The 14,422-nt window shown below is 42.3% G+C and carries 8 protein-coding genes; all 8 read left to right on the top strand.

The genetic code is table 11. From position 1 onward, the window contains the following. The first annotated feature begins 67 nt into the window (after positions 1-67). The 8 genes from MED217_RS02745 (at position 68) to nagB (ending at position 14,408) form a co-directional block, all read left to right on the top strand. Positions 68-2,323 (top strand): GH92 family glycosyl hydrolase, encoded by a 2,256-nt coding sequence (locus MED217_RS02745; RefSeq protein ID WP_009778949.1) that lies wholly within the window; start codon positions 68-70, stop codon positions 2,321-2,323. Between the two features lies 1 nt (position 2,324). After that, the gene (locus MED217_RS02750) at positions 2,325-4,199 is read left to right on the top strand and encodes a sodium:solute symporter family protein (RefSeq protein ID WP_009778950.1); all 1,875 of its coding nucleotides are present in this window, start codon (positions 2,325-2,327) and stop codon (positions 4,197-4,199) included. Positions 4,200-4,245: 46 nt separating this feature from the next. Beyond that, entirely contained in the window at positions 4,246-5,217 is a 972-nt protein-coding gene (locus MED217_RS02755; RefSeq protein WP_009778951.1) for a glycoside hydrolase family 130 protein, read from the top strand. 1 nt (position 5,218) lies between these two features. Further along, positions 5,219-6,277, top strand: coding sequence for a carbohydrate-binding family 9-like protein (locus MED217_RS02760; RefSeq protein ID WP_009778952.1), 1,059 nt, complete (start codon positions 5,219-5,221; stop codon positions 6,275-6,277). Positions 6,278-6,285: 8 nt separating this feature from the next. Beyond that, positions 6,286-7,407, top strand: coding sequence for a glycoside hydrolase family protein (locus MED217_RS02765; protein ID WP_009778953.1), 1,122 nt, complete (start codon positions 6,286-6,288; stop codon positions 7,405-7,407). 268 nt (positions 7,408-7,675) lie between these two features. Then, positions 7,676-9,997, top strand: a complete 2,322-nt coding sequence (locus tag MED217_RS02770) for a glycoside hydrolase family 20 protein (RefSeq protein ID WP_009778954.1) — start codon at positions 7,676-7,678, stop codon at positions 9,995-9,997. Between the two features lie 16 nt (positions 9,998-10,013). Continuing rightward, positions 10,014-12,245 (top strand): GH92 family glycosyl hydrolase, encoded by a 2,232-nt coding sequence (locus MED217_RS02775; RefSeq protein ID WP_009778955.1) that lies wholly within the window; start codon positions 10,014-10,016, stop codon positions 12,243-12,245. A gap of 231 nt (positions 12,246-12,476) precedes the next feature. Then, positions 12,477-14,408 (top strand): glucosamine-6-phosphate deaminase, encoded by a 1,932-nt coding sequence (gene nagB / locus MED217_RS02780; RefSeq protein WP_009778956.1) that lies wholly within the window; start codon positions 12,477-12,479, stop codon positions 14,406-14,408. Positions 14,409-14,422 lie beyond the last annotated feature (14 nt).

A 14,422-nucleotide genomic window follows, 5' to 3' on the forward strand; every position in this document is an offset into this window, starting at 1 on the left:
TAAGATATTACATATTTATTAAAATTCTTAACAGAATACGCCCATTGAGGCGCAAACAGGCATACAAATGTTAAAAAAAACTTTCTATATTCTTCTAATTTTTGGAGTTGCAGCGTGTAAAAATGATGCAGAACCTCAAGCTGAAGCAAAAACAGATTTAAACCTTACCTCCAGTGTAGATCCGTTTATCGGTACAGGAGGTCATGGGCATACCTATCCCGGTGCTACCGTGCCTTTTGGGATGGTGCAGGTGAGTCCAGATAACGGTACAAACGGCTGGGACTGGTGTTCCGGTTATCATTATTCTGATTCTATCGTTTCAGGGTTTAGCAACTTGCACTTAAGCGGAACCGGAATTGGCGACCTTGCCGATATTCTTTTTATGCCTACCAACAAGGAGGTAGATCTTACCGGAAGCTATGAGAAGCCTGCAGACCGACCTTATGCTTCAAAATATTCACACAAACGCGAGAGTGCCGAGCCAGGCTACTACTCGGTGTATCTTGAAGATTCGCAAATAAAAGTGGGGCTTACCGCAACACAACGCACTGGCTTTCAGAAATACAATTATGAAGGAGCGGGAGAAGCTTCAGTTGTACTTGATCTGGGCTTTGCGATCAACTGGGATGCGCCAACCGAAACTGCGATAAACATTGAAAATGAAACTACAATAAGTGGATATCGCCACAGCACAGGGTGGGCAAAAAATCAGAAAGTGTTTTTTGTAGCCGAATTTTCAAAACCGATTGCCAGACATATTTTGGTTCAGGATAAAAAAGTGATCGAAACAGATAGCGTTGCCGGAAAAATCACAGCCGCCCAGTTTTTCTTCAATATTGACGGGAGCCGTGATGTGAGCGTAAAAGTTTCGGTTTCTTCGGTAAGTGTGGCTAACGCTAAAGCGAATTTTGCTGAAGCGGCCGATACCGATTTTGAGACTGCTAAGGCTGAAGCTAAAAAGACCTGGGAAAAGCAACTCGAACATATCGTAGTTGAAACGCCTACCGATTCTTTAAAAACGATTTTTTATTCAGCATTGTATCACACCCAGATTGCTCCGGTAACTTTTGGAGATGTAAATGGGGAGTTTCGATTAGAAAATGACAGCATTGCTAAGGCCGATTTTACGGCATATTCTACGCTTTCTTTGTGGGATACCTTCCGTGCAGAAAACCCATTACTTACGCTTTTGGAACCAGAAAAAGTAAGTGATATGGTAAACTCGATGCTTACGTATTATGAGGTGAACAAGAGTCTGCCGGTGTGGACACTCTACGGAAATGAAACCAACACTATGACGGGTAATCACGCGATTCCTGTGATTGCAGAAGCTTATTTTAAAGGGATTAAAGGTTTTGATGCAGAAAAGGCTTTTGAGGCGATGAAAAACACGCAGATGCGTGACGCACGCGGACTCAAATTCCTTAAAGAGTATGGGTATATTCCTTGGGATAAAATCGATGAGAGCGTCACTTTTAATCTGGAGTACGCATACAACGACTGGTGTGTGGCGCAAATGGCAAAAGCTTTAGGCCATGAAGAAGATTATCAATACTTCAAGGAGCGCTCCAAGTCTTATGAAAACTTATACGATGCCGAAACCGGCTTTATGCGTGGGAAGTCTTCAACAGGAGAGTGGCACGAGCCCTTTGATCCTAAATTTTCAAGACACCGCGAGAATACAGATTACACCGAAGGGAACGCGTGGCAACACAGCTGGTTTGTACTTCACGACACCGATAATTTTATAGCGCTTCACGGCGGTGCCGAATCCTTTACCGAGATGCTCGAGCAGTTGTTTACAGAGAGTTCAGAAATTACCGGAGAGCATATCTCTAATGACATTTCAGGTTTGATAGGTCAATATGCACACGGTAATGAGCCAAGTCACCACATAGCCTATTTATTCAACCGTGCGGGTAAGCCTTGGAGAACACAATATTGGATAAACCAAATTCTTAAAACGCAGTACAACACTACGCCTAATGGATTGAGTGGTAATGAAGATGCCGGTCAAATGTCTGCCTGGTATGTTTGGAGCTCGATGGGACTGTATCCTTTTAATCCTGCAAGTGCGACGTATGAAATAGGAAGTCCGGTTTATGAGAAATCAACCATCAATCTTCCTTCAGGAAAAACCTTTACCATAACTGCAGCAGGTGTTTCAGAAGACAATTTCTACATACAGTCGGCTACACTTAACGGAGAGGCGTTTAACCAAACCAGCATCACGCACGAGCAAATCACAGCTGGCGGTGAGTTAAAATTAGTAATGGGAGCAACACCTAATAAAAATTGGGGTGTAGCAGCACAGGCAGAGTAATATGGATAGTATTGATGTAATTATAATTGCAGTTTACCTGCTGCTTACTATTGGGATTGGAGTTTACGTAGCAAAGAAGGCCTCAAAAGGACTTGACTCTTATTTTCTAGGAGGTAAAAGTATCAAGTGGTACTATTTAGGCTTGAGTAACGGCTCGGGAATGTTTGACGTTTCCGGAACGGCTTGGATGGTAGGAATCCTCTTTTTATATGGGGTTAAGAGCTTCATGTTTATGTGGATGTGGCCCATTTTTAATCAGGTTTTTGTGATGATGTTCTTGGCCGTTTGGATACGTAGATCTAACGTGATGACCGGTTCAGAATGGATTCTCTCGCGTTTTGGCGATGACAAAGCCGGCCGTGCTTCGCATTTGATCGTAGCGATCTTTGCGGTGGTAGCTTCGGTAGGATTTATTGCCTACTTTTTTGAAGGAGCCGGTAAATTTATGACGGTGATCTTACCTTGGGATGTAAGTTTGGTTCTGGGCGATGTCACACTTTTAAATGCGGAACAAGTCTATGCGCTAATTCTTATTTTACTTACAACGATCTACACGATCAAGGGCGGAATGTTCTCTGTAGTTTCTACCGAAGTATTGCAGTTTGGGATTATGGTTCTTGCGGGAATTTTGGTAGCCGGATACACCTTTTTCTCCTTTACCGATGCTGAAATTACAGCCTTGATTCCTGAAGAATGGACTACAGTAACTTTTGGTAGCCAGCTCACCGGATTCTGGGCAGGTGATTTTGAAGAATTCAACACGCTCATTGATACGCAGGGTTATAAGATGTTTGGCGCTTTTGTGGGGATGAGTCTGTTTAAAGGATTCTTTGCAAGTATTGCCGGGCCAACGCCTAGTTATGATATGCAACGTATTTTATCTACACGCACCGCCAAAGATGCAGCCTATATGAGCGGATTTACCAACTTGGTTTTGTTCATTCCGCGGTATTTGATGATCGCTGCAATTGTACTTTTGGGTCTGGTTTACATCGCACCAGAGTTGGCAAACTCAGGAGGTGTAACCAGTAATGATCTTGAGGTGATTCTTCCGCAGGTGATCAATAATCACGTTCCGGTAGGAATCAAAGGGCTGTTGCTTGCAGGATTGTTGGCGGCTTTTATGTCTACGTTTTCGGCTTTTGTAAATGCAGGTCCTGCTTATATCGTAAATGATATTTATAAGAAATATTTTAAACCTGAAGCTTCAGATAGGCATTATGTAAAAGCAAGTCACGTGGCTTCTTTTGCAGTGGTAACTCTAGGGGTCATTATGGGATTCTTTGCAGATTCGATCAACTCGATCACCCTTTGGATTACGAGTTCGTTGTACGGTGGTTATGTAGCTGCCAATTTCTTAAAATGGATCTGGTGGCGTTTTAACGGCTGGGGGTATTTTTGGGGGATGTTGAGCGGTTTGATAGTTGCGACGCTTCAGTTTATGATAGATCAAGGTGCATCAACGTATGCAGAAGGAAGCTTCTTGTACTGGTATGCACATATTCCGGCAATTTATTTATTTCCGGTAATTCTCGGCTTTTCCCTTTTAGGATCTTTTCTGGGAACCTATCTGACTCCACCAACGGCGACAAAAACCTTAAAGCGTTTTTACACTTCGGTACATCCTTGGGGCTGGTGGAAACCGGTGCGCGAGCAATTAACCGAAGAAGAGCAAGTAGGAAAAAATAAAGATTTTGGCTTAGATATGTTCAACTGTATCGTGGGTATAGTATGGCAATCAAGTATGATTTTACTGCCTATTTATTTGGTGGTTAGAGATTATGAGAAAACTGCAGTAAGCTTTTTAGTATTTGGGGTAACCTCGCTTATTCTAAAGTTTACGTGGTTAGACAAGGTTAAAAAATTAAAAAACTAAACAAGAAAAAAGACACCGTAACAGGTGAATAATAGAAGTATATTTTATGAGTACAACGCAAATCCCTTGGCAAGACAGACCGGCAAACAGCACAGATGTAATGTGGCGTTATGATGCAAATCCTATTATAGACAGGTATGCAATTCCTAGTTCTAACAGCATTTTTAACTCTGCGGTAGTGCCGTTTGAAGATGGGTATGCCGGGGTTTTTAGATGTGATAACAAAGCGGTGCAAATGAATATTTTTGCAGGCTTTAGTAAAGATGGAATCGACTGGGAGATCAATCACGATCCGATCGAGTTTGGTGCCGGAAATACAGAGATGATCGAGTCTGATTACAAGTACGATCCGCGTGTTTGTTTTATCGAGGATCGCTATTGGATCACATGGTGTAACGGTTATCACGGTCCTACCATTGGTATTGGGTATACCTTTGATTTTAAAGAATTCTTTCAGTGCGAAAATGCCTTTCTCCCCTTTAATAGAAATGGTGTATTGCTTCCGCAGAAAATAGACGGGAAATACGCGATGTTAAGCCGCCCGAGTGATAACGGTCACACGCCTTTTGGAGATATTTACATCAGCTACAGCCCAGATATGAAATATTGGGGCGAGCACCGTTGTGTGATGAAAGTCGCGCCGTTTACAGACAGCGCTTGGCAGTGTACAAAAATTGGTGCAGGTCCTGTACCTATTTTAACTGATGAAGGTTGGTTGCTGTTTTATCACGGGGTGATCAATACCTGCAACGGATTTAGATATTCGGTAGGAGCGGCGATCTTAGATAAAGACAGCCCGGATAAAGTATTGTATCGCAGTCAGCCGTATTTATTAGCGCCTGCAGCGCCTTACGAATTGGTAGGTGATGTGCCTAATGTGTTGTTCCCTTGTGCTACATTGCATTCTGTAGAAGAAGATAAGGTGGCGTTGTATTACGGAGCGGCAGATACCGTAACTTCGGTAGCTTTTGGAAAACTGAGCGAGATCATAGATTTCGTTAAAAATAACAGCTTATAATATGATTAAGAACACAATTTCACTACTGTTTCTATTAGTGTCTTTTTTGAGTTGTGCTCAGGAACAAGTGCCACGTTCTTATGTGGCACATCATATAGAAACACCTCTTGAGATTGATGGCAAGGCCGATGAAGAAGTCTGGCAGAAAGCACCATTTTCTGCATCGTTCATCGATATAGAAGGTGTAAAAACACCCAAGTATGATACGCGTGTAAAAATGCTTTGGGATGATGAAAACCTATATTTCTATGCCGAACTTAAAGAGCCGCACGTGTGGGCAACACTAAAGCAACGTGATACGGTAATCTTTTACAATAATGATTTTGAGATTTTTATAGATCCTGACGGCGACACGCATAACTATTACGAGTTTGAGATGAATGCCCTCAATACGGTTTGGGATTTACTTCTGGTAAAACCCTATCGCGAGTCGGCTCCTGTACTCGACAGTTGGGATATTCAAGGCTTGCAAACTGCAGTTTCTATTGATGGAACTTTGAACGATCCTACAGATACAGATGCGGGTTGGAGTGTTGAGATTGCGATGCCTTGGGAAGTCTTAAAAGAAGCTAGCGGAAGCAATGACCTGCCCACAGATCAATTTTGGCGCATTAATTTTTCTCGTGTGAATTGGGATCACCAATTAGACGGCGAGACCTACAGCCGTAAAAAGGATGCTGAAGGCAACTTTTTACCCGAATACAATTGGGTGTGGTCGCCGCAAGGTGTGATCAATATGCACGAACCCGAGCATTGGGGCTATGTGTATTTTTCTACCAAGCCGGTTTCAGACGAAGTTACGTTTGAAATTCCGCAGGAGGAAAAAATACGCTGGAAATTGTATGAATTTTACCGTGCTCAAAAAGCCTATTTTTCTGAGCATAAAGCTTGGGCAACTTCGCTTGAAGCAATTGAGGCTGAAAGCTTTCAGCTAGATCAAAAAACTATAACTCCGGTTTTGGATAATCATAACTATGGTTGGTCTATAACTGTCGAAAGTCCATATTCTGATGCGAGCTATCGCATTCAGGAAGATGGCAAATATTCAAAAATTAATTAAGGAAATCTATGAAACTAAAACTTGTAATCGTAGCGCTATTCACGATAATAGCTACTTCTTGTATTGATAATATGCATCCTGCAGGAAGCAAAGAAGAGGCTGCAGAGCCTACAACTGCTGCTGCATCTGCTGCATCTGACGATTTTAAATTCTGGACTTGGACGACTGCAGATCCTAAGCGTAGCGATGATTCTTATGTAGAGGAATTTAAGAAGTATGCTGAAAATGGTCTGGATGCTGTTTTGATCAATACCAATGCAGATGCAGATTTATTAGCCCGCCTTACTCCTTTAGCAACCGCTGAAGGTCTTGAGGTGCACGCTTGGATGTTTACGATGAACCGCCCCGGAGACACGGTAGCGCTTAAACACCCGGAGTGGTATGCGGTAAGCAAAGAAGGAAATTCAACGTTTGACCATCGTCCGTATGTAGATTATTATCAGTTTTTATGCCCTACGCGTGAGGGATCGCGTAATCACATTTTAGGTTTGATCGACAAGCTTACTCAGGTAGAAGGTGTGAGCAGTTTCCATCTGGATTACATTCGTTATCCAGATGTGTTCTTACCAATAGGTCTTTTACCAAAATACGATCTCGTTCAAGACACAGAGTTGCCTGAATATGATTTCTGTTATTGCGACGCTTGTATTGCAAAGTTTGAAGAAGAGCATCATAAAAATCCGTTAGAATCACACAACACGGCGATCGATATGGAGTGGAAACAATTCCGTTTAAATCAGATCAAAGCTGTTGTTGACGATGCCTATGAGATTGCGCATAAAAACGGAAAACTCTTAACAGGAGCTGTTTTTCCTTATCCTGAAATGGCAGACCATATGGTGCGTCAGCGTTGGGATAAATGGAACATCGATGTGGTTTTACCTATGATCTACCACAATTTTTATAACGAAGAGATCGACTGGATTGGCTTTGCTACCGGTCAGGGTGTAAAAGATCTTGAAGGAACAGGTACAGAATTGCATACTGGTATTTATGTGCCAGAAATGAGTCCCGAAGATCTTGCAACGGCCATTCAGCTTGCAAAAGATAACGGTGCAAAAGGAGCATCCTTTTTTGACGGAAATGCGCTTACGCCAGAATTACTTGAGGTAATTAAGGCTGCAAACTAAGCCTGGCATAAGGCTTTATATGTGTGTTTAGATTCGCTTAGAGATTCTAAAACCAAGAACGAATCTTTATTGGCACCGCCAAAGGGTTTAATACTTCGAGGCTTGCCTCGAAATTGAAAATTCGTTTCCAATCAATGCCTTATGGGCTTGCCCTGAGGAAGTTTACTTAGGTACAGCTAGTCCCGGAAAACAATTTCTGGGACAACTGTACCTTATGCTATGTAATAGAATGGCTTGTCTTAGATTCAAAATATTGAAATACTATTTTATGAAACCTATAAAAACACTCTTTTTTCTTTTAGCAATTGCCTTGATAGGTTGTGCCGAAAAGGAGCATCCCTCTTTTACTGAGGCTGATCTGGTTTTAATTCCTCAACCTAAATCTTTGGAGTTGCATTCCGGGAGTTTTGAGATCACTCCAGAAACGCAATTTGTTATTGCAGAAGATAGTCTTGAGGTTCTAACCGGTATTCTCAATGATCTATTAGTGCGGTCTGCAGGCTTTACGCTAGGAGTTACTTCAGAAAAAACTTCAAATAGCATTCAGTTAAAACGGAATGACACTTTAGAAAGTGAGGCTTATTCGCTCAAGGTTACTAATGAAAAAGTGACTTTAGGAGCCAACTCTAAACTAGGTTTCGTTTACGGTTTAGAAACCATCAGACAACTGCTTCCAAAAGAGATTGAAAGTACTTCAGAGGTTTCAGATCTAGCATTATACATTCCTAATGTTTCAATTGATGACGCACCGCAATACCCGTATCGCGGAAGCCATTTAGATGTCTCTCGTCATTTTTTCGGTAAAGAATACATCAAAAAACATCTGGATCGTATGGCTTTTCTAAAGCTCAATACCTTTCATTTTCACTTGGTAGACGATCAGGGCTGGCGCATAGAAATTAAGAAGTATCCTAAACTTACAGAAGTTGGAGGTTTCCGCGTAGACCAGGAAAACAAACACTGGAATGCCCGCACTCCAAATGATCCGGATGACGAAGCAACTTTTGGTGGTTTTTACACGCAGGAAGACATTAAAGAGATCGTAGCCTACGCAAAAGAAAAAGGAATTCGAGTGATTCCTGAAATCGAGATGCCCGCGCACGTGATGAGCGCGATCGCGGCGTACCCTTGGTTGTCGTGTAAAGAAGAACCTATCGCAGTGCCTTCGGGAGGTGTGTGGCCCATAACCGATATTTATTGCGCAGGTAAAGAATCTACTTTTGAATTTCTTGAAGATGTGTTAACCGAAGTAATGGAACTTTTTCCGGGAGAATACATTCACGCAGGCGGAGATGAAGCAACAAAAACCGACTGGGAAACCTGCCCACATTGCCAAAAGCGCATGCGCGAAGAAGGTCTTGCGAATACCGGCGAATTGCAAAGTTATTTTATGAAGCGCATTGAGAAATTTCTAAGCGCTCACAATAGAACCTTGATCGGTTGGGATGAGATTCTCGAAGGTGGTTTGCCACAAAAAGCAACGGTGATGAGTTGGCGTGGTTTTGAAGGAGGTTGGGAAGCGACCAAAGCCGGTCACGATGTGATTATGACACCGGTGAGCCATATGTATTTTGATTATTATCAAGGCAGTCCAGACTATGAGCCGGTAGCCTTTAATGCGTTTCTTCCGCTAGAAAAAGTGTATGCGTTTAGTCCGGTGGTCGACTCGATGAGCGTAGAACAAAAGAAACACGTTTTAGGAGGGCAGGCCAATTTGTGGTCAGAATATATTCCTACCGAAGCGCATTCAGAATACATGTTATTTCCAAGGTTAACAGCGGCTGCAGAAGTACTTTGGAGTCCAGAAGAAAAACAAGATTGGCAAAACTACGCGCAGCGTGTGCGTAAAATGATGCAACGTTTTGACGTGATGGATATCAATTATGCAAAAAGTGCGTTTGCTATTCAACCGGAGTCTGAAATTGATTTAGAAACCGGTAAGATAACGGTGGCTTTACAATCAGAATTTCCGGAAACTGAAATTCATTACGCATTAGATGATGCTGAATTAACTTCAGGATCTTCAGTTTATGAAGTGCCAATTACAATTGATAGCACCACGCTCGTAAAAGCTGCTGTTTTTGAAAACGGAAAGCAAATGGGCGATGCGATGAATAAGTTTTTTGACTTTCATCAAGCCGTTGCAAAGCCGGTAACGTATAAATTTGACTACAATGCGAATTATGCTTCAACTGGGGCAACAGCTTTAGTTGATGTGCTGCGCGGAAGCAAATATTTTGAAGACGGTCGCTGGCAGGGATGGATCAATAATCCGGCTGTGGTTACGATCGATTTACAGGAATTGAAATACGTGCAGCAAGTGGTTGTAGGAACTTTAGAAGAGCAGGGAACCGGGATTTATTTTCCAGAGGAAGTGAAAGTTGAAGTGTCTCAAGATCGGGCAAACTTTCAGCAAGTAGCGCAAACCACACGAGATTATCAACCCAATCCGGGCGCAAAGATTGAGAATTTTAAACTGGATTTTGAAGCGCAGCAGGCACAGTACATTCGCGTAAGTATTCAGCCTTTGTCTAAAACTCCAAAAGGAGGCGGCGCGTGGTTGTTTGTAGATGAGATTTTAGTGAATTAAGAGAAAATATAAGAGCATGAATTATTTAAAAGTTGCTTTGTTCGTCGCATTATGCTTCGGTTTTGTGGCAACTGCGCAGCAAAAGGATTACACCCAATATGTTAACCCATTTATAGGTACTTCTAATTTTGGAGCTACCCATCCGGGAGCGATCGCTCCGCGCGGGATGGCGAGTGTTTCGCCATTTAACGTTGCTGGGCCTCAAAATGTACTGGAAAAAGACAGCCGCTGGTTGTCTAACCCTTATGTGAACGAGAATACCTTTTTAACCGGTTTCAGTCACCTTAATATGAGTGGTGTGGGCTGTCCTGATCTAGGCGTGATTTTGAGTATGCCCACTACAGGCGAACTCAAAACAGCGCATTTAGAGTATGGTACGACCTATAAAAACGAAGAAGCAAAACCGGGATATTATTCGGTTGACTTAGATAAATATGATGTCAAAACCGAACTCACCGCAAGCACGCGCGTGGGTGTGAGCAGGTATAGTTTTCCTGCCGGAAAGGCCAATCTTTTATTGAATTTAGGCCTTGGTCTTACTAACGAACACGGTGCGATGCTTAAGTTCAATTCACCTACAGAGATTGAAGGCTACCGTATGGTAGGTTCGTTTTGTTATAATAATGCTGAAAGTGCCTATCCGGTATATTTTGTTGCGCGCATTTCTGAAGCACCACAAAATTTTGGTATTTGGGATAAACCGGCAACCTATGAAGGTGTAGAAGCGCAGTGGATGGGTTATAACGGAAAGACGCGTCTCAAAGAGCAATTTATGCGTGAAGTGGTGGGAGATAGTATTGGCGCTTATGTGCAGTATGATTTTGAAAAGCCTACGCAGGTCGTGATGAAAATCGGCGTTTCTTATGTGAGCATAGCAAACGCACGTGAGAATCTTGATAAAGAAGTGGGCGATGCATCTTTTGACGAGGTGTATGAGCAAACCAAAAAAGCATGGAATGATAAATTGAGTGTTGTAGAAGTAGAAGGGGATGATGCAGACGACAAAACCATTTTCTATACCGGCTTGTATCATACGCAGATAGCGCCAAGTATTTTGAATGACAGTAATGGGGAGTACCCCGCGATGAAAACCCGGGCGACTAAAAAAACAGACGGTACCCGTTATACGGTGTTTTCGCTATGGGATACCTATCGTAATTACCACCAGTTGATGAGTTTGCTGTATCCGCAGGAGCAATTAGATATGGTGAATTCTATGCTTGAGATCTATGATCAAAATGACTGGCTGCCCAAGTGGGAACTTAATGCAACCGAAACTTTTACGATGGTTGGTGATCCGGCAGCGGTTGTTCTAGCAGATACATACCAAAGAGGAATCACTGATTTTGATGTGGAAAAAGCTTACTCGGCAATGCTAAAAAGTGCTGACGCTAAAGAGAATAATCCGTTGCGCCCGGGTATAGCTGAGTACATTGATAAGGGTTATGTAAGTGTCGACTCTGACGTTGCGGGTCCTGTTTCTACCACTCAGGAATATAATATTGCAGATTTTAGTATCGCTCAATTGGCTGAAGCGCTAGGAAAAAAAGAAGATGCTAAGCGTTTTACGAAGCGCGCGCTTTCGTATAAAAAACTGTTCAATAAAACATCCGGTTTTTTGCAACCTAAAATGTCTGACGGCACTTGGTACGAACCTTTTGATCCTCTTGCCGGTGCTAATTTTACCGAAAATCCGGGCTTTATAGAAGGTAATGCGTGGCAATATTTATTTATGCAGCCACACGACATCAAGGGAATGATCAAAATGATGGGTGGTGCAAAAAAGTTTGAGGCAAAGCTCGATGCACTTTTTGCGGAAGATCAGTTTGATATGGCTAATGAGCCTGATATTGCGTATCCGTTTTTATACAATTACCTTCCGGGGAAGAGTTATAAGACTCGTGAAAAAGTAGCTGATTTGATCGATACGTATTTTACTAATAAACCTGCCGGGCTTCCGGGTAACGAAGATACCGGGACGATGAGCGCCTGGCTCATTTATGCGATGATGGGCTTTTACCCGATGACTCCGGGCGAAGCAACCTATACACTTTCGGCACCACAATTCAACAAGGTTACTATTCATTTGAATTCTGATTTTTATGCTAACGACACCTTGGTGATACAAAATGTTTCAGAAAACCCAACAAAGGTCTCTGCTGGTTTTTCAATCGACGGAAAATCTATCAAAAAACAAGCAATCACGCATAAAGAATGGGTGAATGCCAGGGAGGTGATTTTTGAGTAAGATGCTCAATATATTTTGCAATTTGATAACAAATTGCAAATACCAGAGCCCTGCAATTGATGTTATTTAGCTTCTTACAGCCGTTGTCTATCGAATCTTTTTTGAAATAGTTAAGAAAATTGGGAATTTCATCCTTAGAAAGCTAGATATTGTAGCGCGGTGATGTAGAAATTTCAAAAAAAGTTAGCTTTTCTAAACATTTTTAAAGTCAGCAAAACTCATTCAGTAGATATGGATTTACAGGTTAAAGATTCAGCATTGATCAAATATGAACCCGCGGGAAAGTTTGAAGAAACGCGTTTTGAAAAGATACACAACATCAGCTTTCAGAATGCTACCGATGCATCAGTGATCGTAGCGCAGGAAATTGCAGATTTAATAAAAAGCAAGGAAGCTGCAGGTGAAAAGTGTGTTTTAGGCCTTGCCACAGGTTCTTCCCCAATTAACGTTTACGCAGAACTTGTGCGTATGCATCAGGAAGAAGGCTTGAGCTTTAAAAATGTAATCACTTTTAATCTTGACGAATACTGGCCAATGGATAAGTCAGACGTGCAAAGTTATCATTACTTTATGCACGAGCATTTATTCAATCACGTGGACATTCCTGCAGATCAGGTGAACATCCCTGATGGGACGATCTCTCAAGAAGAGATCAAGCCGTTTTGTATCGCTTACGAAGAAAAAATTAAAGCTGCCGGAGGACTCGATTTTCAACTTTTGGGAATTGGTAGAACCGGTCATATTGGTTTTAACGAACCGGGGTCGCACTTTAATAGTGGAACCCGAATGATCACCCTAGATTATCTAACCCGTGCTGATGCTTCAGGAGCTTTTAGAGGTTTGTCTAATGTGCCTAAAAAAGCGATCACAATGGGGATCAATACGGTACTTGGCGCTAAGCGAATTGTACTTTTAGGATGGGGGCAAAATAAAGCTGAGATCTTAAAAGAGACCATTGAAGGTGAGATTTCTTCACACGTTCCGGCGACTTATCTTCAGGAGCACGAAAATACCACATTTGTGCTTGACGACGCAGCTGCTTCTGAATTAACCCGAGTGAAAACTCCGTGGTTAGTGGGTACTTGTGATTGGACTAAAGAATTGACTGCAAAAGCAGTGTTTTGGCTTTGCCAAAAAGTAAATAAAACGATTTTAAGTCTTACCGATAAAGATTATAATGACAACGGAATGTCAGACCTATTGGCGCTTCAAGGTTCTGCGTATAATCTCAATATCGAAATGTTTAACAAGCTGCAGCACACCATTACCGGATGGCCGGGTGGTAAGCCGGGAGCTGATGATACTAACAGACCAGAGCGTGCAACCCCAGAGAAAAAACGCGTGATTATTTTTAGTCCGCACCCTGATGATGATGTGATCTCTATGGGAGGTACTTTTGACCGTCTGGTAGAACAAGGGCACGAGGTGCATATCGCTTATCAAACTTCTGGAAACATCGCAGTTTCAGATCACGAGGCTTTGAAGTTTGCCGAAGTTGCAGCCCAAATTGGTAACGGAGATAAAGAAAAATTTGCTGCAATTGCAGAGCAAATAAAAAACAAACAACGTAACGAGATCGATCCGGTTGAAGTACGCCAGTTAAAAGGAATCATCAGACGCTGCGAATCACTAGGAGCAACCCGTTTTGAAGGTGTTGCTGATGAGCACGTACACTTTTTAGATCTTCCGTTTTACGAAACAGGAGGAATTAAAAAGAATCCCATGTCGCAAGATGATGTGGATATTGTAAATGAACTAATCGCGAACGTTAAACCGCATCAAATCTATGCTGCGGGAGATCTTGCAGATCCGCACGGAACGCATAAAGTATGTTTAAATATTATATTTGAATCGCTTGAGCAACTTAAGGGCGAGGCGTATATGAACGACTGCTGGGTGTGGTTATACCGCGGCGCGTGGCACGAGTTTGAAATGCACGAGATCGAGATGGCAGTTCCTATGAGCCCTGATCAGGTGCTGAAAAAGAGACAGGCCATTTTCTATCACCAATCACAAAAAGATGGTGTGATGTTTCAAGGAGAAGACCTGCGAGAATTTTGGGTGCGTGCAGAAGATCGAAATAAAGAAACTGCTAGTAAGTACAGAGCTTTAGGTCTTGCCGAATATGCAGCGATGGAAGCATTTATGCGTTATCATTTTTAAGTTGAAAATAGCCA

It is taken from the genome of Leeuwenhoekiella blandensis MED217 (genome assembly GCF_000152985.1).
Classification (GTDB): domain Bacteria; phylum Bacteroidota; class Bacteroidia; order Flavobacteriales; family Flavobacteriaceae; genus Leeuwenhoekiella; species Leeuwenhoekiella blandensis.